Origin of the sequence: uncultured Nostoc sp. (genome assembly GCF_964245445.1) — a bacterium.
In the GTDB taxonomy this organism is placed as follows: domain Bacteria; phylum Cyanobacteriota; class Cyanobacteriia; order Cyanobacteriales; family Nostocaceae; genus Nostoc.
This window is the reverse complement of the sequence record NZ_CAXTNE010000112.1, coordinates 1-23,770: the sequence shown is the minus strand read 5'-3', so window position 1 is coordinate 23,770 and position 23,770 is coordinate 1. Positions and strand designations below refer to the sequence as shown.

At 41.3% G+C, this 23,770-nt stretch carries 25 protein-coding genes, 1 pseudogene and 1 CRISPR repeat array; of the genes and pseudogenes, 18 read left to right on the top strand and 8 right to left on the bottom strand.

Annotation, left to right across the window (positions count from 1 at the left end):
- The first annotated feature begins 394 nt into the window (after positions 1 to 394).
- On the top strand, positions 395 to 817 hold the full coding sequence (locus ACFE90_RS19190) for a hypothetical protein (RefSeq protein WP_375503258.1): 423 nt from the start codon (positions 395 to 397) through the stop codon (positions 815 to 817).
- A gap of 115 nt (positions 818 to 932) precedes the next feature.
- On the opposite strand, the gene ACFE90_RS19185 is transcribed toward ACFE90_RS19190, so the two are convergent.
- Positions 933 to 2,162 (bottom strand): TetR family transcriptional regulator, encoded by a 1,230-nt coding sequence (locus tag ACFE90_RS19185; protein ID WP_375503256.1) that lies wholly within the window; start codon positions 2,160 to 2,162, stop codon positions 933 to 935.
- Between the two features lie 171 nt (positions 2,163 to 2,333).
- Here ACFE90_RS19185 and ACFE90_RS19180 point away from each other — a divergent pair, with 171 nt between their 5' ends.
- The 5 genes from ACFE90_RS19180 to ACFE90_RS19160 all read left to right on the top strand — a co-directional run bounded on the left by ACFE90_RS19180 (position 2,334) and on the right by ACFE90_RS19160 (position 6,371).
- Positions 2,334 to 3,191 carry an acyl-CoA desaturase gene (locus ACFE90_RS19180; RefSeq protein WP_375503254.1) on the top strand — a complete coding sequence of 286 codons (858 nt, stop codon included), beginning with the start codon at positions 2,334 to 2,336 and terminating at the stop codon, positions 3,189 to 3,191.
- A gap of 92 nt (positions 3,192 to 3,283) precedes the next feature.
- On the top strand, positions 3,284 to 3,703 hold the full coding sequence (locus ACFE90_RS19175) for a hypothetical protein (RefSeq protein ID WP_375503252.1): 420 nt from the start codon (positions 3,284 to 3,286) through the stop codon (positions 3,701 to 3,703).
- Positions 3,704 to 3,818: 115 nt separating this feature from the next.
- Positions 3,819 to 4,652, top strand: a complete 834-nt coding sequence (locus tag ACFE90_RS19170) for an Rpn family recombination-promoting nuclease/putative transposase (protein WP_375503250.1) — start codon at positions 3,819 to 3,821, stop codon at positions 4,650 to 4,652.
- A 77-nt stretch (positions 4,653 to 4,729) separates the two neighbouring features.
- Complete coding sequence (dusB, locus tag ACFE90_RS19165) at positions 4,730 to 5,785, top strand: tRNA dihydrouridine synthase DusB (RefSeq protein WP_375503248.1); 1,056 nt, start codon at positions 4,730 to 4,732, stop codon at positions 5,783 to 5,785.
- Between the two features lie 31 nt (positions 5,786 to 5,816).
- Positions 5,817 to 6,371, top strand: a complete 555-nt coding sequence (locus ACFE90_RS19160) for a Uma2 family endonuclease (protein WP_375503246.1) — start codon at positions 5,817 to 5,819, stop codon at positions 6,369 to 6,371.
- 36 nt (positions 6,372 to 6,407) lie between these two features.
- A CRISPR array of direct repeats spans positions 6,408 to 7,449; the repeat unit is 37 nt; unit sequence GTTTCAATCCCTAATAGGGATTTTATTGAATTGCAAT.
- Positions 7,450 to 7,750: 301 nt separating this feature from the next.
- On the opposite strand, the gene ald is transcribed toward ACFE90_RS19160, so the two are convergent.
- Positions 7,751 to 8,842 carry an alanine dehydrogenase gene (ald, locus tag ACFE90_RS19155; RefSeq protein WP_375503244.1) on the bottom strand — a complete coding sequence of 364 codons (1,092 nt, stop codon included), beginning with the start codon at positions 8,840 to 8,842 and terminating at the stop codon, positions 7,751 to 7,753.
- Positions 8,843 to 9,424: 582 nt separating this feature from the next.
- Here ald and ACFE90_RS19150 point away from each other — a divergent pair.
- The 3 genes from ACFE90_RS19150 (at position 9,425) to ACFE90_RS19140 (ending at position 11,516) form a co-directional block, all read left to right on the top strand.
- Positions 9,425 to 9,595: a chlorophyll a/b-binding protein gene (locus ACFE90_RS19150; RefSeq protein ID WP_094331136.1), complete on the top strand. Its 171-nt coding sequence runs from the start codon at positions 9,425 to 9,427 to the stop codon at positions 9,593 to 9,595.
- 465 nt (positions 9,596 to 10,060) lie between these two features.
- Positions 10,061 to 10,354, top strand: coding sequence for a hypothetical protein (locus ACFE90_RS19145; RefSeq protein ID WP_100899725.1), 294 nt, complete (start codon positions 10,061 to 10,063; stop codon positions 10,352 to 10,354).
- A 136-nt stretch (positions 10,355 to 10,490) separates the two neighbouring features.
- Entirely contained in the window at positions 10,491 to 11,516 is a 1,026-nt protein-coding gene (locus ACFE90_RS19140) for a WD40 repeat domain-containing protein (RefSeq protein WP_375503262.1), read from the top strand.
- Between the two features lie 177 nt (positions 11,517 to 11,693).
- Here ACFE90_RS19140 and ACFE90_RS19135 read toward each other — a convergent pair.
- From ACFE90_RS19135 to glpX, 4 genes and pseudogenes are all read right to left on the bottom strand, one after another.
- Positions 11,694 to 11,846, bottom strand: a pseudogene (locus ACFE90_RS19135) (Uma2 family endonuclease); the annotation flags it as partial.
- A 46-nt stretch (positions 11,847 to 11,892) separates the two neighbouring features.
- Positions 11,893 to 12,453, bottom strand: a complete 561-nt coding sequence (locus ACFE90_RS19130) for a metalloregulator ArsR/SmtB family transcription factor (RefSeq protein ID WP_109011208.1) — start codon at positions 12,451 to 12,453, stop codon at positions 11,893 to 11,895.
- Between the two features lie 99 nt (positions 12,454 to 12,552).
- Complete coding sequence (locus ACFE90_RS19125) at positions 12,553 to 13,839, bottom strand: glutamyl-tRNA reductase (protein WP_375503242.1); 1,287 nt, start codon at positions 13,837 to 13,839, stop codon at positions 12,553 to 12,555.
- Between the two features lie 239 nt (positions 13,840 to 14,078).
- Entirely contained in the window at positions 14,079 to 15,116 is a 1,038-nt protein-coding gene (gene glpX, locus ACFE90_RS19120) for a class II fructose-bisphosphatase (protein WP_375503240.1), read from the bottom strand.
- Positions 15,117 to 15,457: 341 nt separating this feature from the next.
- On the opposite strand from glpX, the gene ACFE90_RS19115 reads away from it, so the two are divergent.
- From ACFE90_RS19115 to grxD, 8 genes are all read left to right on the top strand, one after another.
- Entirely contained in the window at positions 15,458 to 16,030 is a 573-nt protein-coding gene (locus tag ACFE90_RS19115) for a DUF981 family protein (protein WP_375503238.1), read from the top strand.
- A gap of 47 nt (positions 16,031 to 16,077) precedes the next feature.
- Positions 16,078 to 16,392, top strand: coding sequence for a glutaredoxin 3 (grxC, locus tag ACFE90_RS19110; RefSeq protein ID WP_375503236.1), 315 nt, complete (start codon positions 16,078 to 16,080; stop codon positions 16,390 to 16,392).
- 432 nt (positions 16,393 to 16,824) lie between these two features.
- Entirely contained in the window at positions 16,825 to 17,310 is a 486-nt protein-coding gene (gene tadA / locus ACFE90_RS19105; RefSeq protein ID WP_375503234.1) for a tRNA adenosine(34) deaminase TadA, read from the top strand.
- Between the two features lie 115 nt (positions 17,311 to 17,425).
- Entirely contained in the window at positions 17,426 to 18,181 is a 756-nt protein-coding gene (locus ACFE90_RS19100; RefSeq protein ID WP_375503232.1) for a lysophospholipid acyltransferase family protein, read from the top strand.
- Between the two features lie 526 nt (positions 18,182 to 18,707).
- A complete protein-coding gene (locus ACFE90_RS19095) occupies positions 18,708 to 18,854 on the top strand; it encodes a hypothetical protein (protein ID WP_375503230.1) in 147 nt (48 codons plus the stop codon).
- Positions 18,855 to 19,006: 152 nt separating this feature from the next.
- Positions 19,007 to 19,612, top strand: coding sequence for a hypothetical protein (locus ACFE90_RS19090; RefSeq protein ID WP_375503228.1), 606 nt, complete (start codon positions 19,007 to 19,009; stop codon positions 19,610 to 19,612).
- A gap of 236 nt (positions 19,613 to 19,848) precedes the next feature.
- Positions 19,849 to 20,106: a BolA family protein gene (locus tag ACFE90_RS19085; protein WP_100899811.1), complete on the top strand. Its 258-nt coding sequence runs from the start codon at positions 19,849 to 19,851 to the stop codon at positions 20,104 to 20,106.
- Positions 20,107 to 20,194: 88 nt separating this feature from the next.
- A complete protein-coding gene (gene grxD / locus ACFE90_RS19080) occupies positions 20,195 to 20,518 on the top strand; it encodes a Grx4 family monothiol glutaredoxin (RefSeq protein ID WP_109011199.1) in 324 nt (107 codons plus the stop codon).
- A 676-nt stretch (positions 20,519 to 21,194) separates the two neighbouring features.
- Here grxD and ACFE90_RS19075 read toward each other — a convergent pair.
- Positions 21,195 to 21,443 (bottom strand): DUF6761 family protein, encoded by a 249-nt coding sequence (locus ACFE90_RS19075; protein WP_375503226.1) that lies wholly within the window; start codon positions 21,441 to 21,443, stop codon positions 21,195 to 21,197.
- 585 nt (positions 21,444 to 22,028) lie between these two features.
- Here ACFE90_RS19075 and ACFE90_RS19070 point away from each other — a divergent pair.
- Positions 22,029 to 22,796: a response regulator transcription factor gene (locus ACFE90_RS19070; protein ID WP_375503224.1), complete on the top strand. Its 768-nt coding sequence runs from the start codon at positions 22,029 to 22,031 to the stop codon at positions 22,794 to 22,796.
- A gap of 177 nt (positions 22,797 to 22,973) precedes the next feature.
- Here ACFE90_RS19070 and ACFE90_RS19065 read toward each other — a convergent pair whose 3' ends face one another.
- Positions 22,974 to 23,765, bottom strand: coding sequence for an ATP-binding cassette domain-containing protein (locus ACFE90_RS19065; protein ID WP_375503260.1), 792 nt, complete (start codon positions 23,763 to 23,765; stop codon positions 22,974 to 22,976).
- Positions 23,766 to 23,770 lie beyond the last annotated feature (5 nt).

Below are 23,770 nucleotides of genomic sequence, written 5' to 3'. Positions count from 1 at the left end.
TTTTTAGCGATCGCTGGTTTTTGATCCTACCTCACCAAATCGCGTTGCTCCCATTTCAAAGTACCTCAACATAACTTGGAAGTACTCCAACACGATTCTAAAGTACCTCAACATGACTTGGAAGTACTCCAACACGATTTCAAAGTACCTCAACATAACTTGGAAGTACTTCAACACGATTTTAAAGTACCTCAACATGACTTTGAGGTATCTGTTGCTTATTTAATGTACTTTTTTTGACTATTTAAATAAAAAATTCAGTATAATCCACTAAAAATAATTAGGTCGATCTTAATTTGCTTTAATTTTTCCGAATTATTTCTCAGAGAAGTTTAGGGTTGCATTGGCTAGAGTATATCCAGTAATCCTATAACTTCTTTCAGGAGCGCATTTTATGGCACGGCTAAAACGCAGTTCACCCACTCTAGAAAAGGCTATCCGTCGAATTGCAGGAATGCGATCAATTAGCACGACGCTAGAATTTGGCAACGGATTAAGTTTGACAGACTACGACAGCCGCATCCAAACCTTGCAAACCCAGCTATCTACCTACAACACTTTACTCTCTAGCATAGATGAAATGGCAGGTCGCCTCTCTCTAATTGAAGAAGAATTGCGCGGCTACTCTGAAAAGATGTTAATGAGTGTGGCAACCCATTATGGCAAAGACAGTTTGCAATATATCCAGGCGGGAGGCAAGCCACGCAAGAAATTATTACACCGTTCGAGTAACATCCAATCCCCATCTGAGAGTACAGCTACAACCTTGAATGGTGCAAACAACAATGGTAAAAAAACCTCTGTTGTTTTACCTTAATCGTTTAACTGCATCATGCTGACGATCGCTCTTTTATTGTTATTTTTAATACCTCTGTTTTGTTACTGGCTGTGCGTCGGAGAACACCACCTGATACTCCTTATCTCCCCACTGCCTATCCTGGCTTATGATCCAAACGGGTGGCTTGCTCTAGGGCGGATTTTTCTTTGGCTCGGCGGACATAAGGTTGTAATTGGGTGCGATCGCAACCTGTTAAAATACTCAGGTTTTCTAAGGTAATTCCCCGCATTAACATTTCTACGCGCCAGGTTTGTTGTGCTTGAGCAATCACTGGCGTTTGTCCTTGAGGAGTTAATAGTCTCTCACTCCATACTTGCCAACGGATCTGAAGCTCTGATTCTGAGATAGGTGTGCCTGTTTCATTCAAAAACATGGCTGTTTGAGTATCTTTACGACTTTTCAGCCATTTGATTAAAGGATTATTAGTGAAAGAGCCGTAACGTTTGCCCAAAATCCACTGATTCACAGGTACTTGACGGACAAATCCGGGAATTGTAATTTGCAGAAAGTGCCCTTGAGTATCGTAGATTTGGTGCGATCGCTCCAAGCTAATTATTTCTGTGGCAGATAATCCAGCCCCAAATAACACATAAGCCAAGGCATAATCTCGTGCTCCCCATTTTCTGGCTTGTTGCAGAATTTCGTGAACTAAACTAGCAGGCAAATCAGCTATTTCTGTAGTAACAAACCCTCCTTGTAAAGAGTTTATTGCTGATTCTGCTGAAGATGACATAGCTCCATGTAAAAACAACTCCACCAAATTTTCCAGAAAATCATCGCGATCCTCCCAAAGTTCGTGAAATTCGCTGGTGAACTCAATTACGGCATATCCCAAAATCATCCCATTCAGCAAACTGGCTAATTTTTCTGCGGGTAAATAGGTATTTAAGTGGCCTTGCTGGATTACAGTAGCTAAATACTGCGCTACATAGCGGTTTGCCTCTGTTACTCCCCTGCCTAGTGCGCGACGATTTTCTGCCGGGAATTGGTCGGCTTCACCCACCACAGATCGGACAAACTCTGGCACTCGTTCTAATGCATGTAAGCTATCACTTGCATAATCTTTAAGAGCTTGGTAGACATTGCCGGGAGGCGTTGCCCGCCGCACCAGCGACTCACCTAAATCCTTGAAGGCTGCGGACTCTTCCAGCACAGCCAAAAGCAGCCCATGCTTATTGCCAAAATTCCGAAATAGAGTTACTTCGTTGACTTCGGCTCTTTCAGCAATTTGGCGGGTTGTGGTAGCGCTGACTCCGTGAGCAGAAAACAACTCAAGTGCAGCTTGAATCAGGCGTTGACGAGTGGAAACGAGTTGAGATGACATAGAAAAATGCAAGTGGCACTTGCAGGAATATCAGAGTTCTGCTAGCATAACAAATGTAAGTGATACTTGCTTTACTCTACTGTAACGAACTAATATACAGGGCGGGTAAATCCTAGTGGGATATGCCCAAGAAAAGGCAAATCGCTTTCTCATCCATCAACAGGAATTTTTATGACCGCAAATTTTGGGGCGATCGCTCCTGAGAGAGGTAACTCACCTCAACTCAGGTGGACAAATGTGGTATTTTTTGGTGTATTTCATGCCTTAGCACTTCTATCTCCTTGGTTTTTCTCCTGGTCAGCATTAGGTTTGCTAGTGTTTCTGCACTGGTTATTCGGGAGCATTGGTATTTGCTTAGGATATCACCGACTACTGAGCCATAAGAGTTTCCAAGTTCCCAAGTGGTTAGAGTATGCGATCGCCCTCATTGGAGCGCTGGCTTTGCAAGGTGGGCCAATTTTTTGGGTAGGTGGACACCGCCAGCATCACGCCCACACAGAAGATATCAATTTAGACCCCTACTCTGCCCAAAGAGGCTTTTGGTGGAGCCATATACTGTGGATTTTCTACCCGCGCCCAGAATTTTTTGACTATGACACCTATAAAAAATATGCCCCTGACCTAGCAAGACAACCCTATTATTGCTGGTTAGATCGTTACTTCCTGCTATTGCAAATACCCTTCGGGCTGCTGCTATATGCCTTAGGAGGATGGCCTTTCGTATTCTACGGAGTGTTTCTCAGATGTGTCTTGCTTTGGCACTCAACCTGGTTTGTGAACTCAGCATCACACCTATGGGGTTATCGCACCTTTGATGCCAATGATGGCGCTCGTAATCTTTGGTGGGTATCCATCGTAACCTATGGAGAAGGATGGCACAATAACCATCATACTTATCCCCACATGGCAAAATCTGGGTTTTCTTGGTGGGAGATTGATGTTACTTGGTGGAGCATCCTAGTTTTGCAGACTTTAGGTTTAGCCAAAAAAGTTGTTTCGCGTCCTCCTCAAGGTGCAACTCACGGCTAAATTGCAAGTAAATTATCATGAATTTGTTAAGCCGATTGCTTCTCGCAGTCGGCTTAATAAGCTATTACGCATTTTAATTGCATATTTACATCATGAGCAATACATCTAGGTTTCGCCAGACGATTCTGCTAGTTGTCATCACACTTAACCTCATTTCTACTTGGCTACACTACATAGATAATGCATTATTTTTGAGTAGATATCCTGGCCCCGTGTGGTTCACTTCTGTTGGAGTAATTAGTACTGTAATTGTGATGACTCCAGTCGGATTATTCGGATATTGGTTTTACACCAAAGGCATGTTTTGGTCGGCGTACTTTTTATTAGCCTTATACTCAATCACTAGTATCTCCAGTCCAGTCCATTATCTCTTCTTGATGGTTGCTCCCATGTCTTTTAAAATGCATAGCCTAATTTGGCTGGATGGACTTATGGGACTATTACTGATAGGTTTTTTGCTGTGGTCTAGTTTTCTATTGAAAGAGTGGCGTAGTACACTATCTACAAATTGACATAACATATATAACTGAAATCGCCCCCAATTTTCTTAAGTCTAATTAAACAAAATCTGTTACTAGCTATTTCACGGTAAAATCTAACGGTTTCAATCACCGTAATATATCAAGCGTGAAAACTGACAGCATTTTTTATCGCCTTTTTCAAGAACTTCCTGGCATCTTTTTTGAATTAATTGGTAATCCACCCCAAACCGCAGAGGGTTATAAATTCTCCTCAATTGAAATTAAGCAAACTGCATTCCGTATAGATGGAGTTTTTTTGCCAACACAAGGGGAAGAAAATCCGATTTACTTTGTTGAAGTCCAGTTTCAAACCGACACAGAAATTTATTCCCGCTTATTTTCAGAAATTTATTTATACTTACGCCAAAATAAGCCTAAAAATTCTTGGCGAGGAGTAGTTATCTATCCCAATCGCAGTCTAGATACAGCAGATATCAAGAATTACAGTGAATTTTTCACCAGTCAGCGCATCAGTCGCATTTATCTTAATGAATTAGGTGAAACTGCATCATTGCCAGTTGGAATTGCTACGATGAAATTAGTGGTCGATGAAGAGGATACAGCAATTACATCTGCTAGGCAGTTAATAGACAGAACGCAGCAAGAAATCAACATTGAACCACAACGGCGGCAGTTACTAGAATTAATAGAGACAATTTTGGTTTACAAGTTTCCGACAATGAGTCGAGAGGAGATTGAAGGTATGTTTGGGTTAAGTGATTTGAAACAAACACGAGTTTATCAAGAAGGCAAGCAAGAAGGCAAGCAAGAAGGTAAGCAGGAAGGCAAACAAGAAGGAGCGCGTGAAGAAAAGTTTAGAATGATACCTTTGTTGTTGAGATTGGGATTGAGTTTTGAAGAAACAGCAAAAGAGTTAGGTTTGAGCCTAGAAGAGATTCAGCAAGAAATGCAAAGACAGCCTTCAAGTCAGGATACGTAACCTACAATTAGCACTAATCGCAGATACCTCTAAATATTCCTGCTATTTTCCATTCCCATTAATTTTTTATTTTTTGTATGATTTCGCTCTCTCCTATTCTCCAAGCTAGACTTTCCCAACCCCTCAAAATTGGCACGTTTGAGGTAAAAAGTCGGGTTCTCCAGTCGCCTCTATCTGGAGTGACAGATATGGTGTTTCGCCGTCTTGTGCGTCGCTATGCCCCAGATTCAATGATGTATACCGAAATGGTGAATGCTACAGGGTTGCATTATGTCAAGCAGTTACCCAAAATCATGGAGGTAGATCCAAGTGAACGCCCAATTAGCATTCAACTATTTGATTGCCGTCCAGATTTCTTAGCAGAAGCAGCAATAAAAGCAGTTGCCGAAGGTGCTGATACTGTTGATATTAATATGGGTTGCCCAGTAAATAAAATCACTAAAAATGGTGGTGGTTCTTCGTTGTTGCGGCAACCAGAAGTAGCAGAAGCAATTGTGCGGGAAGTGGTAAAAGCTGTTGATGTCCCTGTGACAGTAAAAACCCGTATTGGCTGGAATGACAACGAAATTACGATTCTCGACTTTGCTAAGCGGATGGAAAATGCCGGGGCGAAAATGATTACGGTACATGGGCGTACTCGCGCTCAAGGGTACAATGGCAATGCGCGTTGGGAATGGATTGCCCGTGTAAAAGAAGTACTTTCTATCCCAGTGATTGCGAACGGAGATATTTTTTCCGTTGAAGCGGCGGTGAAATGTTTAGAGCAAACTGGCGCTGATGGTGTAATGTGTTCCCGTGGGACTTTGGGTTATCCGTTTTTGGTGGGAGAAATTGATCACTTCCTAAAAACAGGGGAGATATTACCACCACCTACCCCAATTGGGCGTTTGGAATGTGCAAGAGATCATTTACAAGCCTTATGGGAATATAAAGGCGATCGCGGTGTACGTCAAGCCCGTAAGCACATGACTTGGTATGCTAAAGGTTTCGTTGGTGCTGCCGAACTCCGAGGACAACTAAGTTTAGTTGAAAAGGTAGATCAAGGTTTGGCAATGATTGACCAAGCAATTGAAAAATTGGCTAATGGTTATGAACTTGAAGAAGAAGCACAAGGTAGTTTTGTAATGCTTTAATATCTTTAACTAGCCAAAGTGGAGGCTCACAATGTTAGTTTCCAAACACAACGATGTTGTATCCGTCCCCAAAATCTTCTCTTTAGAAGACTTCATGGCAAATCCTCCAGAAGGCATGGAGTGGGTAGACGAGCAACTGGTAGAAAAAACAGGCATGACATTAAAACATAGTGAAATTGAAGCTAATCTAAGCTTTTACTGGAGAAGTTATATCAACTCCAATCAACAAGGTGGGAAAGTTTATACTGAAGTACCTTGTCGCACATATAAACAGGGTCGTCGTCCTGATGTCGCTTATCTAACGCCTGAGTTGGTAAGTGAGTTTGGTGATGTTCCCACTTTGCCACAGAGTTTCCCGTTGATTGCTGAAATAGTTTCACCCACCGATTTAGCTGAAGACTTATTTATAAAAGCCCAGGAGTATTTGCAGTCTGGTTGCGAAGAAATTTGGCTAGTATTTCCTGAAAGTCGGTTAGTTTTTGTAATGACTGATAATCAGGTTTTGGGCTTTAAAGCTGGTGATGTGGTTAGCACTCAAAGAGTATTGCTGGGTTTTTGTGTAGCTATAGACGAATTGTTGGCTTGAAAACGAATTAGAACTTACACTTCAGAAAGTCAAAAAGTTTCAATCCCTAATAGGGATTTTATTGAATTGCAATAGCGATCATCAAGTTATAGAAGTAAAAAAATATTTGTTTCAATCCCTAATAGGGATTTTATTGAATTGCAATACGATAGATACTGGTATCGACACTGACCAAAGCTGTTTCAATCCCTAATAGGGATTTTATTGAATTGCAATTCACGGTCATCAACAGGAAATTAGAAATTTTTGGCATGTTTCAATCCCTAATAGGGATTTTATTGAATTGCAATTTGGATGTAATCGACAAAGTGGTGTAGCTTGTGTTTCAATCCCTAATAGGGATTTTATTGAATTGCAATCAGCATCCAAAATTTAGGAATCTCAACTTCCGTAGTTTCAATCCCTAATAGGGATTTTATTGAATTGCAATTTAGTGGTAAACCATTAGTTTTCATTATCATGCGTTTCAATCCCTAATAGGGATTTTATTGAATTGCAATAGGTACGGCTGTACCACCATATATTGATTTCCAGTTTCAATCCCTAATAGGGATTTTATTGAATTGCAATCGCATCCGTCATTAGGCCACCTAAAACACCCTGGCTTGTTTCAATCCATAATATTTATTTTTTTGATTTTCAATCTATTTATTATTTTTAATAATTTTTTTTTTTCATGTTTCAATCCCTAATAGGGATTTTATTGAATTGCAATAATCCAAACTCTTTACAATTAACATTTATTTGTTTTGTTTCAATCCCTAATAGGGATTTTATTGAATTGCAATAAATTATTATTACTTGACTCATAAAAACAAATAGTTTCAATCCCTAATAGGGATTTTATTGAATTGCAATTAGCGATCGCTGTATATTTACTATTTAGATTAGAGTTTCAATCCCTAATAGGGATTTTATTGAATTGCAATTCAAGCGATCGCTGATGATTTATCAAGTTCAAATCAAGTTTCAATCCCTAATAGGGATTTTATTGAATTGCAATCTGCACTCCATATACAATTTAAGCGTTGCTCTTGCCACGTTTCAATCCCTAATAGGGATTTTATTGAATTGCAATAGCTAGGGTTTGAAAGCCCTGTTGTATTTGGTTTTCAAGGTGCAGTTGCGCGAATGAACGAATCATAGCACAAGGAATAGTTATACAACAATATGCAAATCGCTGAAACCCAGTTCCCATAAGGTGCGCGGATGGTTTGAAAGTACCATTGCCCTGAAAGTCTTATATAGGTGGAGCGTATAGCTTTTTTTGCCCCTTCTCATTTTGTACACCTACCCATCCGCGCATTTGGCAAGGAAATTAGTCTGATTACCGATCGCTACCTCTATTAAAATAAGCGATCGCCTAATCCTTGCACACCTTAATTTACCAAATCAGAGAACACCTCTTGCACAGCAGGATGCACTAAGCGATGATTCTGCACATTCACACCCTTAGCTAATGCTGGGTTAACTTCCAGTGCCAAAATTCCTAAATTCGCCAACTGGACAACATAAGGTAACGTACTATTATTGAGTGCCTGAGTTGCTGTCCAAGGTACTGCTCCTGGCATATTGGGAACGCCATAATGCACTACACCCTCTTCAACGTATACCGGATTTGTGTGGGATGTGGGGTGTAAAGTTTCTATGCAACCGCCTTGATCAACAGCAACATCAACTATTACAGAACCAGGATGCATTTGTTTGACCAATTCGCGGGATACTAATATTGGTGCCCTACGTCCTAATACTAAAACTGCACCGATGAGCAAATCGCCTTCAATGACTGCGGCTTCAATATGAGCAGAGTTGCTGTAAAGCAATTCGACTCTAGAGCCAAAGAGGGTTTCTAGGTAAGATAAGCGCTCGACACTCACATCTAAAATCTGTACGCTAGCACCCATGCCCACAGCAATTTTAGCTGCTTCTGTGCCGACAACGCCACCACCTAAAATTACTACCTTACCTGGTTTTACTCCAGGTACACCGCCCAAAAGAACTCCTCTACCACCTTGCTGACGTTCTAGGAATCTGGCCCCAAATTGTACCGCTAGCCGACCGGCAATAATGCTCATGGGGGTGAGCAAAGGTAGTCTGTTTGCACCAGGTTGTTCTACAGTTTCGTAGGCGATCGCAGTTGTGCCACAATCAATTAAATGCTCTGTCAATTTGCGATCGGCTGCTAAATGTAAATAAGTAAATAATATCTGCCCTTTCTGCAAAAATTTATACTCAGATGTCAAAGGCTCTTTGACTTTAACAACTAATTCTTGATTCCAAACCGTTTCTGATGTAGGGACAATTTCGGCTCCAGCACTTCTGTAGTCGTCATCTGAAAATCCAGCGCCATTACCTGCTTGCGTCTCGACGAAGATACTATGACCATTTTCCCGCAGTACCCGCACACTAGAAGGACTTAAACCTACCCGAAATTCTTGATCTTTATTTTCCTTGGGAACGCCAATTTCCATATATCGCCTCTGATAATTTTTTTGTTTAACTGTAGCCTGCGAATTTCAAGCTTGCACTTTCGTTTTACGACTGGTCTATTACAGATAGCTGTATTAGAGATAATTAATCTGTGTCCTAAGTTTCTCAATTTAATCTGAGTAGCTCCAAACTCTTACCCTTGACTATTGCTCCAGTATTTATACAATATATAAAGAATAGTAACAATTTATTAAAAGACCGATTGTATAGCTCCCTACTAGGAAGCTTTTGCTGAATTTATCAAGTCATCTTGACATTCAAGTACTGCAATCAGCTTTTAAGCTACCCTAACTTTTCACGTTATCTGGAAAAGCCCAAGAAAAATCTAACCTCCTGACTCCCTTCCTGATTGGGGAAGGGGAAAATTCAAATTTTCTCTCCTTAAAGGAACAGAGAAATAGAAGTGAGGTTTTCCACCGTGAAAAGTCAGATAAGCTACCAAGTCTAAGGTAAAAGTTAAGGGTAAAAGAACAAGTCTATTTTTTTAACCTTTGCCGCTTATCTTCGACAACTGCTGTGAAGTCTAATATCAAGTCCGTTTGCCGAAAAAAGGGTTTTTAAAAATGACACAAACACAACCAACGATTACACCTAAATTAGAGGAGCCTAAGTTTGGCTTTAACGAATATGCTGAACGCTTGAATGGTAGAGCGGCAATGATTGGCTTCGCTTTGCTGCTAGTGATTGAATACGTCACCAATCAAGGGGTGCTATCATGGCTGGGTCTGAAGTAGTGCGACTAACAAGCACAAGGTAGAAGTTGTAAGCTAGTAATTAAAAGAGTTTTAACCAGCTGGAACAACCAGTTGGTTTGACTTTAACAATTGATAGCCAAGTACTTCGCCCTAGATACTTTAATTAGACTTATTCGTAAATTATTGCCCTAGAATGTAAGCAAGAGAGGAATCGAAATATTTATTAGTGATAGAAATATTATAAACTTGCAACTAGTACAGTAGGGCGGAAATCCAGCTACCATGTCAATTAACAAGACTTGGCAAGGGGTAAAATCCCATAATTAAAGGTAAGCAAAGTTCCGCCACACTCTACTAATATATACAAGGCGATTAATGAGTCTACTTCCTCCCTTACTAAAGAAAATCATAATTTGTATCTGCCTTGCATAAGAAAGGCAAATTACGGGTGAGGTATTCTTGGTAAATATACACAAAAGGTGAACTGGAACCAACCAAGCTGTGATGAATGCTGTATTACCTCGTTTTTTGAAGTCAACCTACCGAAAAGAGCCACTAATTAGTGTATTGATAACAATGGGCGCTATAGATGCCCTGATTGGTGGACTGAATGATAGCTGGTCGTTGTTCGCTTTTGGTTTGGGAACAACAGGGATAGCGCTAGCTTTTAAGTTGTGGCGTTTCCAGCAGCGTCGTCCTCTACCAGAGGAGCCTGTAGTGCAACATTATTTGCCCTCTCGTTCTTCTAGTGCGCCTTTACCAATGTTAAGCGTTTCTAAGAAAAAACCACCTCTTTAGAAAGTGCAGAGTTATTACTTAAATAACTCTGCAAAATTGATTGGAGTAACCGTATCTATAAAAGTGAGGAAAAAGAGTGAGTAGTGAGGGAAGAGGTGGGGGTAATTTTCTACGCCCGTATATTATCCTGGCGTTTATGGCAGCCGTTGCCCTTCCAGTGATTACCTGGGAAGGGTTTTATATTCATGAAGCTCATGCTGCCATTGAGGTAACACCAAACTCCCAAACTACCAACAGCTTTGCTAATGCCCAACTACTTTACACACTCATAGGACATAACGGAACCGTTAAATCCCTCGCTTTCAGTCCAGATAGCAAAGTTCTTGTGAGTGGAGGCGCAGAAAACGAGGGTGTAATTCGTCTGTGGAACCCAGCAAACGGCAAAAAGTTGGGGAATATTAACAAAGCACACCAAACAGCCATAGAATCTTTAGTGATTTCACCAGATGGGCAAACCCTCGCTAGCTGTAGTGATGACAACACGATTAACCTCTGGAACCTGAAAAATTTTAAATTTACCCGATCTTTTGTTGGACATACCAGTAACGTATTATCTTTAGCGGTGTCTCCTGATAGTAAAGTTCTCATCAGTGGAGCTTTAGATGGGATTCGGATATGGGATTTGCTACAGCAGCGCCCGCTTGGTACTCTAGTACGTTTTGACAATTTAATTTATACCCTAGCCCTTAGTCCTGATGGGCAGACCTTAGCTAGTGGTGACAATAAAGGTGTAATCAAGCTGTGGAATTTGAGTACTGGTAAATTAATCAGTGAATTTGTAGCTCATGATAATGCTGTTAGCAGTGTGATCTTTACACCAGATGGACAAACATTAGCTACTGCTAGCCGCGATCGCACAATTAAACTGTGGAATGTTTATACTGGAGAATTAGTCCGCACCCTTACAGGACATAATAATTGGGTGAATGCGATCGCCATTAATCCCGATGGACAAACTCTTGCTAGTGCTGGTAAAGATGGAATTAAAGTGTGGAATTTAACTACAGGTGAGTTAATAAATACACTGAGCGGACATACAGACTGGGTGAGTGCGATCGCTTTTAGTCCTGATGGTAAAATTCTTGCCAGTGGTGGATTTGATAAACAAATCAAGATTTGGGGAACTCCACAAAACCTAATTAACAGCGCTCGTACAAAATAATCATGAACTAGTTGGTTTTCAATTATCATGCTCAAAAAGGTGCTGTACTTTAATGCACAGTACCTTTGTAAGCTTGCCTATTGCTCTGTTATTCTGAAACTGGTTTTCTCTTGAGGAGTCTTACCCCCTATTCGCCAAATGATCCTTCAAGAAGCCGGGGATTTTGTTGTTAATTTAATAAAACTTACCTGCAATTTTATTATGATTTGTAGTGCCACCCGTCATCGGTACAATTTCTGCATCACGGTATTCACTTTTATATTCTGCTTTTTCTTCAATTTCTAAATACTCTTCAGGTGTGTAATATAATTTTTGTGTTTCTAACTGCATAAATATACGACCTATGATTGTACGGTTGCTTATTTATCTTTCATATCTATGTTGTACGCCAATAAACCCCATTCTCTCGCTGCATTAACTGGCAAGCAATGAACTCCCGTCGCAGGGTGGCGTAGTCGGGATGGTAGCGTTTAAGAATGTCATTTACCATGCGTTCAGGGTAGTTGACTCCTATATCAAACTGGTTTGCTAACCACTTGAGAATTACTAAGCGCTTTTTGCGACTAGCAGGGATTTCCTTAAGGTATCCGTCCTCGAAATAATTTTTCAACACTTTGCTTTCCCAAGCCTCAGTATCCACATCCTCAATCAAAGATGCTATCTTCTCAGGTGTAAAAATTTCCTTACTGATGCTTTGCAAAGCCTCGCTATCCAATTGATATAGACGGCTATTACCTTCAGGGCGCACAGTTACCAAATTTAGCTCTTTAAGTTTCGCTAAATGATGAGATACCGTAGGTTCCTTGAGTTGCAGTAGTGCCGCCAATTCTTCGACGCTGCACTCCTGATTCGCCAGGATACCTACAATCTTCAATCGGCTATCATCCGCTAATGCCTTGAAAAAGCGGAGTAAGATGTTAAATTGCTCTGGTTGCATAACTAACTTCTAATTAGATAGATGTCTAATTAGAAGTATATCTAATTGAAAGCTCAGATCCCCAACTTCTCACAGAAGCCGGGGATTTTGTTGTTAAATTTAACTAAATTGTTCCTCTGCATCCAAGTTGAACAGCATTTGCAGAGTTTGCATACAGCGCCGTCTGGCTTCAACATCTTGCTGCGATCGCAATTGCACCATCGGATCATGTAAAATTTTATTGACAATTCCCCGCGTTAATGCTTCAATCACCTCTTGATGTTTTTCTGCGAATTCCGAACCCAATCTCGACAAAGCTTTTTCTAACTCTTGTTCGCGGATGGTTTCGACTTTATTTCGCAGACAGCTAATAGTGGTAACAGTTTCAAGAGAGCGCCACCAAATATCAAAGGCTTCTACTTCTTCCTCTAAAAGTCTTTCTGCTTCCTGTGCAATCTTCCGACGGCTTTCGTAGTTTTGCGCTACTACTGCCTTCAAATCATCCACATTAAACGCTTGCACATTTTCCAATTCATTTACATCCGCATGAACATTACGCGGTACAGAAATATCAAATAACATTAAAGAGCGCTGAACTTCTAAAACCATTTCCAGTTTGGCACGGTCAAGTATTGGCTCTGTTGCCGAAGTACTTGTAAACACCAAATCGCTATTGGCAATTAGGCTCATCATTTCCGATAGCGGATGAATTTCGATCGGCTGTTGAGGGAACTGCTTTGTTAATTCTAGGGCGCGATCGCGAGAGCGATTTACAATACTAATTTGCACAGCACCCTTAGAAAGTAGGTGTTGCACCAGCAGACGCGACATTTTACCAGCACCCAAAATTACCACTCGGCAAGCTGCTAGATTTGCCACTTTTAGCTGTGCTAACTCTACAGCTGCCGAACTGATAGAGACAGCGCCAGTACCAATACTAGTTTCAGTGCGAACCCGCTTCCCAGCTGTCAGCGCTTGTTTAAATAATCGATTCAAAATGGTTTTTATACCGTTATATTGCTGTCCCAGTTTGTGAGTAGTTTTCACCTGAGCCAGAATTTGACCTTCTCCAAGTACCAGACTATCTAAACCACCTGCTACCCGCATAACGTGCATCACTGCATCATCATGTAGCAGCATAAACAAATGTTGTCGCAGAGAAAGCACGGGTAATTTACTGTATTCCGCAAGAAACTGCGTTACTTCTCGAATACCTTGATCTGCTTCACTGGCAACAATGTAAATTTCCAGACGGTTACAAGTGCTAAGAATTGCAACTTCATCAATATGGGGATAGCTGGCCAGTTGAGCGATCGCACTTTCAATTTGTGGTTCTGGAATGCTCAGTTTTTCCCGGACTTCTACTGGGGCTGTTTTATGGCTTAACCCCACCACTGCTATATTCATTTGCTAAATCGTAGTTACTAGTTGGTAGTTGATAATAGGGCATTGAGTGAGAATAGGAAATGGGGAATTATTGTTTATTGGTTGAGAGTTTTTTCAACCAATAAACAATAACTAATCACTAAATACTAACTACTAACTAGTGTAAGAATGAAACATTTGGGTGAATATTTTTCCATTTTATAGAAAGATTTATTTCCAAATGCTTTATCTTTACTTTTACATTCCCCATTCCCTAAAAATTAGTTCAGTTGGAGAACTTTTGGTTCACCAAACAAGTGAATTGTGTCAACAAATCGAGCAGTTTTCGACTGGTTGGAAATAACCAAGCTTTGAGTTCTTGCCCCGTCCTTGAAGAAACGTACACCTTGCATGAGATTACCACTGGTAATGCCGCTAGCAGCAAACAGAATAGTTTTACCAGATGCTAGTTCATGAGCATCATAGACCTTATCGGGGTCATTGATATTCATCGAGGTTAAACGCTCGATATTGGCTTCTTTGCTTTCTCCAATCAGACCTGTTTTTACTACTGCGGGGTCGTAGATCAGTTGACCTTGGAAATGTCCACCCAAAGCACGCATTGCTGCTGCCGAGATTACACCTTCAGGAGCCGCACCAATACCCATCAGAGCGTGGATATTAGTTCCAGCAAAACCACAGCTTATAGCTGCACCCACATCACCATCTGAAATTAGGGCAACTCTCGCTCCAGCCTCACGGATTTCTTTAATTAAATCGTTGTGGCGTTCGCGCTTCATGACTACTACTACAAGTTCATCAATACCCCGGTCTAAAACCTCAGAGAGAATCTTCAGGTTTTCCGTGGCTGACTTGTTGATGTCTACCTTGCCCTTAGCTGCGGGAGGTGCTGCTAACTTCTTCATGTAAAAGTCAGGAGCAGCAAATAATCCACCCTTTTCAGAAATTGCCAACACAGCCATCGAACCAGGTTGTCCATAAGCTACCAAGTTCGTACCTTCACAAGGGTCAACGGCGATGTCAATTTCGATTAATTCATCAGGGTTACAGAGAGCTTCGGCATTTGGTTGGGTACAGATACCAACTTCTTCCCCGATGTATAACATAGGCGCGTCGTCGCGTTCGCCTTCCCCGATCACAATGCGACCCCGCATATAGATTTTATTCATCCGCTCCCGCATAGCTTCCACAGCTACCTGGTCAGCGATGTTTTTTTCGCCTTTACCCATCCATTTTGCGGATGCGATCGCGGCTTGCTCTACTACTTCAATAATCTCTAACCCAAGTGTATTTTCCACAGAGTCTGCCCTCTCAATTGCTTGAATTTCTGCCGCTTTATCTGGCTATTTCAGTCTTCAAGTCTACCAAAGGGCGGATACACCTGGAAGAAAGTTAAGTTTTACTGCTAACTGGTTAAAAAAGTGCCATTTGTGACATTGGTATTTTGATCATAACTATTCCAGCATCAAGCGTGTTCAAAAGTAACTAAGTTTTTAACTGGCATAAATGGATAGCAGTCTGTATCTAGAACATTGCTTTTCTTCAGTATCTACCTTTAGATATAAAATAATAAAGAAAAAAAGCTGGTGAGTTCCCTCAAAACTGAAGAGCAAGCCAGAATGACATTAAGAGGTTAATCGTGTTTATCGACTACATCACACTAATGTTGATCAATATGGTAGCTGGTTTATTTCTACTGGCTGACTATGTATATCGTGGTATAGATAGTTCTAATCAAAGACAGTGGATTCCTGGTTTTGGAATTACAGGTGCGATCGCACTTACAACTGGTTTACACATGAGCTTCACCTGGCCAGTAATGGGTAGCTTTAACATTGCCTTCGGTGAGACAAGTGTCTTATTTGGAATCTTGTTTGTGGCAGCTGCGGTTTCTCTTGCTCAAGGTTGGGATTTATTGACAATAGCAATTTACGGCTTCTTTGCTGGTGTAGTTGCGATCGTAGTAGGTATCCGCATCATTAACTTAAATATGACAAAGCAACCGATTTTATCGGGAATTGGGTTTATTTTAACTGGCTTAGGTGGTATTTTTGCAGCGCCAACTCTCTATTGGAAAACAAATCGAACCTGGCGACTAATTGGCACAGCAGTGCTGATAGTAGCCGCTCTAATTTGGGCATTGACTGGATATTTGTCTTACTGGAATCATTTAGAGGGTTTTCAAAAGTGGGTTCCAGCGCCGATGCGGTAAGCAATGATCTAGGCTAGAGACACAGTTAAAACCTTGCTTAAGAAAATATGCTGGACTTTCTTAATCCCTTTTTAAATCGCCATCCAGAGCGAGTCAAAGCCAACGTCGAACTTTATACATGGCAAACTTGCCCTTACTGCATTCGTGCCAAAATGCTGCTGTGGTGGAAAGGTGTAAATTTTACCGAATATAAAATCGACGGCGACGAAGCAGCCAGAGCTAAAATGGCAGAACGCGCTAACGGACGCCGTACTGTACCGCAAATTTTTATCAATAACCAGCACGTTGGCGGCTGCGATGATCTTTATCAATTAGACACACAAAGTCAACTCGATCCCCTTTTAGCCCAAGCTGCTATTTAGCTTCAGATTTTTAGTCATTGTCATTACCCCAATTTTTGTAACAGTTAAGGTATTGCAGTGACGCAGATCCCGCCCAGAACTTAAGTTCTAGGCTAATATCTTAAGTCCACTCAAGTGGACTGAAATTCTTGTTTAGTCCTCTTGAGAGGACTTTAGCTATTAGCCTTGGAATAAATTCCAAGGCGGGATAACAACGAAGCGGATATTGTCAAATGTAAGTAATGACAAGACTTCTAGACTGTGGGCTATATAGCGTTTTCTAATCATACAAGGTATATTTTAGCCCTCTCTCGAAGAGCGGGGAAGGGTTTGGAGGTGGAGTTCTGTACTTACTCAACCGAGAACCGCTATATACTTTTTCTTTCTCGTAGCATCGGTGTCTCGCCCGTCCAAAGGCGAGCATAATTTTAAAATTTTTATATTGATAAGTATATGTTAACTAAATACCCAGAATATCTTATACATCAACAATGGATGAGTTCTGCCTTAGAATTAGCAAAAGTAGCAGGTGATGCAGGTGAAGTCCCTGTAGGTGCTGTTATCATTGATTCAACAGGCAAATTGCTAGCACAAGGAGAAAACAGAAAAGAGCGCGACAAAGACCCTACCGCTCATGCGGAAATTCTCGCTCTCAAAAGAGCTGCAACAACGTTACAAAATTGGCATCTTAATGAATGCACCCTCTACGTAACTCTTGAACCTTGCCCGATGTGTGCAGGTGCGATCGTCCAAGCGCGTCTAGGCCTACTTGTATATGGAGTAGACGATACCAAAACTGGCGCAATTCGTACAGTTATTAACATACCCGATGGCGCTGCTTCTAATCACCGCTTACAGGTAATTGGAGGCGTTCTAGAGTCAGCTTGTCGTGAGCAATTACAGGCTTGGTTTGCTACTAGGCGGCGTAGTATAAACTAACGGACAGAGGTAAAACTGTCCATCTAGTACCAGACAAGTCAGGCAAGAGAATCTACGGTGTAACTAATCAGACTTTTCGTTAAATTTTACCCGTCAATCAGCTGCATTCGTCATCATGGAATTTTACTCTTCATCCGATACCTGCCAAGAGACACCAGCAAATCATCAGGTGACTGGTACTACCTCAAGGGTTTCTCCTTGGTTAAGTCCTCTGGCATATTTATTAGGGCGTCAGTGCCTATTACCATTATTCTTTGGGCAAATTAGCATAACCGGACAAAAAAATATCCCTACAACTGGGCCTGTGATCTTCGCGCCTACTCATCGGGCGCGTTGGGATGCATTGCTTGTACCATACGCTACCGTTGATTGTCGGAGAGAACAAGACCTGCGGTTTATGGTGACTATCGACGAATGCCAAGGTTTGCAAGGCTGGTTTGTCCGACGTTTGGGGGGGTTTCCTGTAAATTCTAAGCATCCGTCAATCCGCACGCTGCGACATGGAGTTGAGCTACTTCAGCAGCAAAAAACCCTGGTTATCTTTCCAGAAGGTAACATTTTTCGTGATGGCCAAGTTCACCAGTTGAAGGCTGGAATTGCTCGTCTTGCTTTGAGTGCTGAATCTAGTCATTCGGGGCTGGGAGTGAAAATTATACCCATAGGCATCAATTACAGCCAACCTTATCCAAATTGGGGTACAGATGTGAGTATTAACATTGGCTCCCCAATCAGAGTAAAGGATTATATGAATGGCTGTATAAAACAAGATGCCAAAAGCATCACAGTTGATTTAGCAAAGGCACTGCAACAGTTAAGCCATCAAGAAACAAAAATTACTAATCGCGCATTTGCAGAAATTACTAATTCTTGATTTCGTCGAACGTCAAGAGTCCCAAGACTGGCTCTTACCCATTGAGTATTAACCGTGCATGATTCAGAAACTGGACGTTTTCAAGGTTTGACACTAATTGCTTGCTATATTCATCCTGAGTAAGCCACAAAAGATTAGGGCTTGTTTTGCAGCCTTTGAGGATGTATACATATAAAGTACCCTCTTTTAACGGAATATTTAGCCAAATTGGCATTTTTTTAAGCCAATAGCTAATAATTGTCTCGAAACAACTGAATTAGTTGATGATAGATATTCTTACTATTTGGTCAAATAGTTAAATGAAAGTCTTGAGATTTTCCATGATTTTGTAACCATGACTGGTAAAAACAAAATTTTGGAAAGCATGGACTGTAGACATAGCCATGTTTAAATGGTTTGGAGCGATGGCGTTTGACGCCCCCTGGAAGCGATCGCAAATAGTTCAAGCAGCGTGTGAAGATTCTCGTGCCGAATATCTCACTTAACCTGAGATAATTATTGCACAGGAAAGTCGGTAGCGGGACGGATGGTGAAGCAGTCTAAAACTTTTTCTCAAATCAACTCTTCATCACGGCGTTGTCAAACTACTCCCAAGCTGCTTGCTGGTAAACCGATGGTTAAAAAATCAGAGGAATTAACGCGATCGCTCATAACGACGATTTTAGTTAATTAGTATACAGGGGCAATGGGAACTCTATTAAACCGATTTTCAGTCTAAATCAGAGAAACTTAGGATGCGGCTTTGCTTTGTCGAAGACCAAAACAGAGTTAAGATACCCGAAGTTTCCATAACTTTTCTGTATAGTCGTTGCACTACTTGACCCCATGAACACTGCTGTCGCTGTTACCTTGATGCACCGTACTCTTTTATCAGTCATAGCAGTCCTCAGCCTGCTATCACCTGTGAATGCTCAGGTATCACAGTTACCAGGCACTACTAGCCCACAACCTATTGACCCCAACGATCCCAATAACCTACGGCCCATAACCCAAAGTAACAGCCTTTTGAGCATTGAAGGTGGCGATCGCTTACTGAAAGAGGCAGATCAAGCCGTTTCTGCTCAAAACTACCCCTTAGCTGTCAAGAAACTACAAGAAGCACGCCAGGTTTATAATCAGCTATCTAATTTTTATCAAGAATTAAACTCTAGCTTTTCGGGAATTGACAATAGAGTTTCTGATTCTCAGCGTCAAAAAGCTCTAGTAACAGCGCAAAAGCGAGATGAAGCCACCTTTCAGCTAGCATTGGTACATCGCGCACAAAATCAGCCAGAATTAGCTGTACCGTTGTTGATTCAAATAATTAAGAGTCAAAACCCGACGCGAGATTTAGGTAAAAAAGCCTATAAACAGTTGTTTGAGTTGGGTTTTGTTGATTCTCCCTATCCTAGAGAAGGTGGTGCTTCATCTTCCTCATCCCCAAAAAAATAAATTAAATTTTTCTTGTCTGTTTTTCCCTATCTCCCCCATCTCCCTCCTCTCCCTCAGCAGCACTTTGAGAACGTCCCAGTGCTAGGATAGGATTATCTGCCGTAGCTTTGAGCGATCATCCTCAAAAATCCATCTCAGAGGTGCGTTTATTTCTAGCCTTGCCAAAACCTGAACTTGGCACAGCCATTGCTCCATATCTGTTAATAATAGAAAAGTAAGTTTTTTCAGGAATAGCGATGATTAGTCCGCAGCAGGTTGAGGCAATGATCAAGGCGGAACTGCCAGACGCCCAGGTTCAGGTGCAAGACTTGACTGGTGGCGGTGACCACTATCAGGTAACAGTAGTTTCATCGCACTTTGCAGGTAAGGGACTAGTGCAACAGCACCAGTTAGTTTATGGTGCTTTAGGGCAAGCTATGTCAACTGAAGCAATTCATGCCTTGGCAGTAAAAACATATACTCCTGAATCTTGGCAAGCAACACCAGCTTCGTAAACATAGAGTTAGGAATTAGGAGTTAGAAGTTATGAATTTTAACTTCTCACTCGTCATCGTTGAATGTAACATAGGAAACACAAATACCATGACGCCAGAACTCAAAGAGAAAATTGATAACTTGCTACAACAGAACAAGATTATGGTTTTCATGAAGGGAAACAAATTAATGCCCCAATGTGGTTTCTCCAACAACGTTGTGCAGATTCTTAATACCTTGGGAGTTCCCTTCGAGACAATTGACGTTCTATCAGATTCTGAAATCCGCCAAGGAATTAAGGAATACTCTAACTGGCCGACAATTCCCCAAGTGTATATCAATGGTGAATTCGTTGGCGGTTCTGACATTTTGATCGAAATGTACCAAAAAGGTGAATTGCAGCAAAAGGTAGAGGTAGCTTTAGCCTCATAATATTTCTTGACGCAAACCAGAAGGTATGCTATTAAATTTGCGCTTCGCAATTAAGGCAATTTGTCATTTTTAATATCCTTGAAAGGTCAGAGAACTAGTATCTCCCCTTTCAAGGGTTTTTAATGGGTTTGTGAAAAATACTTGCTCTGTATTGGAATTGATAAACTTATATCTTGCAGCTGCTCAATCTCTTGCCAAGAAATAAATTTCACAGGCTTTTAGTCCAAGTCCACTCAAGTGGACTAATATCCATGCCACTAATAGGGTTTAGTCCTCTTGAGAGGACTTTAGCTGTTAGCCATAGGTTAGAAACCTATGGCGGTTTGTAGGACTAGTACAGGATATAAGTAAAGAATTTTTGCTACATATCTCGCCCCTTGTGGGTGAAGAAAAAACTAATGATTAAGACTACTTCAAACCACGTCAAAGAGTGGGCGTGGTATCTTTTGGATTAATGACAAATGACTCTCGCGTTGCGCCTTGCAGTTTGATTTCATAGCTAGTCAACAATCCCCTCAGTCACATTGGCAAGACCAATATAGGGCTGAGGGGATGCGTTTTATCAATACAATATCTCCAAAATCTCACACCACGGCACTAGTTGACCAATACAGATAATATGCTATAATCATCTGCGATAATTAACGGTTACTATCAATGACTAGGTAAATAGTACTTAGTAGTAATCGGGTTGTGCCTGTGGTTGCGGCACTGCAAAATTTGATCCATCGTACAAGTAGCGGCTGGCTTCCTCTTCTAAGCGATGAATCAGGATAGGTTCAAGAATATTGCTATGTCGTAATGCGGCTAGATATCCGTCCAAATACATCCGCATGTCATCCGTGCGATAACCGCGATTCCATAACTCGACGAAGGCGTCGGTGAGTCTTTGGTAATAGCGGATGGTTTGTGTGTCTTGGAGCATAACTGCTGTATTAAACTCTTTGGAATGAGAATTGTAAATGATTTACGCTCAAATGTGAACTGTAATTTCACTTTGGCATTAACTCAAAGTCAACACATCTACTTTGGGCAGTACCCTCCTAGCAGCTACAAGCTACTTTAATCCTATTCCAGAAAACATCGATTCTAGTTATCTGCTAAGTTATTTTTATAATTTTCATACTCAACAGCCCAATTGTATTGGTGATACATTCGTGGGTGTAGGAGCTAAGTTTTGCAAGATAGAATCCACTTTTATTATCAGGCTACAAAACTGTTGTATTAAGAGCTAGCTGCTTAGGCTATAGTTTTCTGGTAAATCATATCCACCTAAAAGCAGAATGTTAAGCTAGAAGAACTTTTCATAAGTTTAACAAATATTTCGATAAATTTAATAAAAATTTAAGAATATTTCTAATTGCCTTCGGCAAGGCATAAATTCAAAGATATTGCCACTATTTTTATGAGGAAATGTAAAGCTAATAGCTATTGAAGTAACAAAGGCTACAAAACCTTAGAGATGAGCTTGTTACTTTGAAAGTCATCGACGCTAAGGGGTCTTGCCACTGTGGGTTCGGTTTGTATAGAAATCATTGAGGGGAATCCCCATCTGAGGTCGTTGCTGGGTTGGCACTTGCAACAACTGGAATACCGTGTGCATCAAGCTGCCAGCATTTATCAAGCAAGGGAAGTATTTTTAAGCCATCAACCAACACTGGTAGTTTTGGATGCAGACCTGCCTGATGGCGATGGCATCGAGTTTTGTCGTTGGTTGCATCGTCAGCAGCAACCTCTAATCTTAATGCTATCTGCCCGTAATAGTGAAGGTGATATCGTCGCAGGTTTAAAGGCGGGTGCAGATGATTATCTGAGCAAACCTTTTGGAATGCAAGAGTTTTTAGCACGGGTAGAAGCACTAATTCGCCGGAAGCGCACACCTACTGCACCAGCTTACTTGGATTATGGCACTTTGCAAATCGATTTAGTTCAGCGCCGTGTCCGTTTCCAAGGGGAGTTCATTGACTTAACGCCCCAAGAATTCAGTTTGCTGTACGTTTTAGCACAAGCTGGGGGAGTGCCTCTGAGTAGGTCAGAATTACTGCGTCGTGCTTGGCCTGATGCTATCGATAACCCTCGTACCATTGATACTCATGTTTTATCGCTGCGGAAAAAGGTTGAACTTGATCCTCGCCAACCCAATTTGATTCAAACTATCCGCAATGTAGGATACCGTTTTAACATGGAAATTTTGAATAGCAATATTTCACAATCACAAACAACAAAGTTAGCTAGAGAGAGATTTAATAATCAACGTTCAACGCTTAGTAGTGTGTGATGGAAATGGGGAGTGGGGAATAGAAAGTAGGAAGTGGGTGGGGGACAAGGGAGATGAGGGAGAGTAGAGGACAAGGGGACTAGGGGATAATTCTTAACTCTTAACTCAGCACGGGCTAAACGCCCCGCTACCGCTACCAGCACTCTTAATACCCAATGACGATTGACTAATGGAAATTTAAAATCCAAAATCGTCTTGAGCTTCTGCTTGAATTAAGCTTTCTCGTAATTCAACCCAGTTTATTTCAGAGACTTTTTGATTTGCCAATAAATGACCTTGGTGTAGATGTAATAACTGAGTACAAAATATCTGGGCGAGTTCCAGTTGGTGGTTTACCATCAAAATCGTGGTTTGATGAGTTTGACTTAACTGGGTTAAGACTTGCATTAGATGAGAAGCTGTACCAGCATCAAGGGCAGAGGTTGGCTCGTCTAATAATAATATTTTAGGCTGGATGACTAAGGCACGAGCGATCGCTACTAGTTGTCGTTGTCCTGCAGAAAGTTGCACCTCTGTTCGCCCCAACCATTCACTGGGAATGTGCAGTTGTTCTATCCAGTGACTGACTCGTTGCTCAATTGTCTGTTTGGACAAACCACGCAAAACTAAAGGATAAGCCAAGGCTTGCCCAACTGTCATCCCTAACAGCTTTGATTCTTGCAATACAAGTACAAGCATTTGGCGTAGCTGGATGACGGGAATTTGGCGATATTCTTGGTTTTCTAGATAGATTTTGCCACTAGTGGGTTCAATGAGGCGGTTGAGAAGGCGTAATAATGAAGTTTTTCCAGCACCTACTGGCCCTATAATGGCAATGCGATCGCCCTGGAATACTTCCAAAGAAATATCTTGCAATATGGGGTATCCTTGCTGATTGCCTGGAAGTTGGGTTTTCAGCTTCGTAAACAGATTAACTTGCTCTAGCCTGAGTGTAGCTTTTGCTGTATTCAAGGGGAGATGGGGAAGCAGGGGGC

Coding starts and splice junctions, on each gene's coding strand:
- ACFE90_RS19190 (WP_375503258.1), top strand. CDS start 395: ATGGCACGGCTAAAACGCAGTTCACCCACTCTAGAAAAGGCTATCCGT.
- ACFE90_RS19185 (WP_375503256.1), bottom strand. CDS start 2,162: ATGTCATCTCAACTCGTTTCCACTCGTCAACGCCTGATTCAAGCTGCA.
- ACFE90_RS19180 (WP_375503254.1), top strand. CDS start 2,334: ATGACCGCAAATTTTGGGGCGATCGCTCCTGAGAGAGGTAACTCACCT.
- ACFE90_RS19175 (WP_375503252.1), top strand. CDS start 3,284: ATGAGCAATACATCTAGGTTTCGCCAGACGATTCTGCTAGTTGTCATC.
- dusB (WP_375503248.1), top strand. CDS start 4,730: ATGATTTCGCTCTCTCCTATTCTCCAAGCTAGACTTTCCCAACCCCTC.
- ACFE90_RS19160 (WP_375503246.1), top strand. CDS start 5,817: ATGTTAGTTTCCAAACACAACGATGTTGTATCCGTCCCCAAAATCTTC.
- ald (WP_375503244.1), bottom strand. CDS start 8,842: ATGGAAATTGGCGTTCCCAAGGAAAATAAAGATCAAGAATTTCGGGTA.
- ACFE90_RS19150 (WP_094331136.1), top strand. CDS start 9,425: ATGACACAAACACAACCAACGATTACACCTAAATTAGAGGAGCCTAAG.
- ACFE90_RS19145 (WP_100899725.1), top strand. CDS start 10,061: ATGAATGCTGTATTACCTCGTTTTTTGAAGTCAACCTACCGAAAAGAG.
- ACFE90_RS19140 (WP_375503262.1), top strand. CDS start 10,491: ATGGCAGCCGTTGCCCTTCCAGTGATTACCTGGGAAGGGTTTTATATT.
- ACFE90_RS19130 (WP_109011208.1), bottom strand. CDS start 12,453: ATGCAACCAGAGCAATTTAACATCTTACTCCGCTTTTTCAAGGCATTA.
- ACFE90_RS19125 (WP_375503242.1), bottom strand. CDS start 13,839: ATGAATATAGCAGTGGTGGGGTTAAGCCATAAAACAGCCCCAGTAGAA.
- grxC (WP_375503236.1), top strand. CDS start 16,078: ATGCTGGACTTTCTTAATCCCTTTTTAAATCGCCATCCAGAGCGAGTC.
- tadA (WP_375503234.1), top strand. CDS start 16,825: ATGTTAACTAAATACCCAGAATATCTTATACATCAACAATGGATGAGT.
- ACFE90_RS19100 (WP_375503232.1), top strand. CDS start 17,426: ATGGAATTTTACTCTTCATCCGATACCTGCCAAGAGACACCAGCAAAT.
- ACFE90_RS19095 (WP_375503230.1), top strand. CDS start 18,708: ATGGTGAAGCAGTCTAAAACTTTTTCTCAAATCAACTCTTCATCACGG.
- ACFE90_RS19090 (WP_375503228.1), top strand. CDS start 19,007: ATGAACACTGCTGTCGCTGTTACCTTGATGCACCGTACTCTTTTATCA.
- ACFE90_RS19085 (WP_100899811.1), top strand. CDS start 19,849: ATGATTAGTCCGCAGCAGGTTGAGGCAATGATCAAGGCGGAACTGCCA.
- grxD (WP_109011199.1), top strand. CDS start 20,195: ATGACGCCAGAACTCAAAGAGAAAATTGATAACTTGCTACAACAGAAC.
- ACFE90_RS19075 (WP_375503226.1), bottom strand. CDS start 21,443: ATGCTCCAAGACACACAAACCATCCGCTATTACCAAAGACTCACCGAC.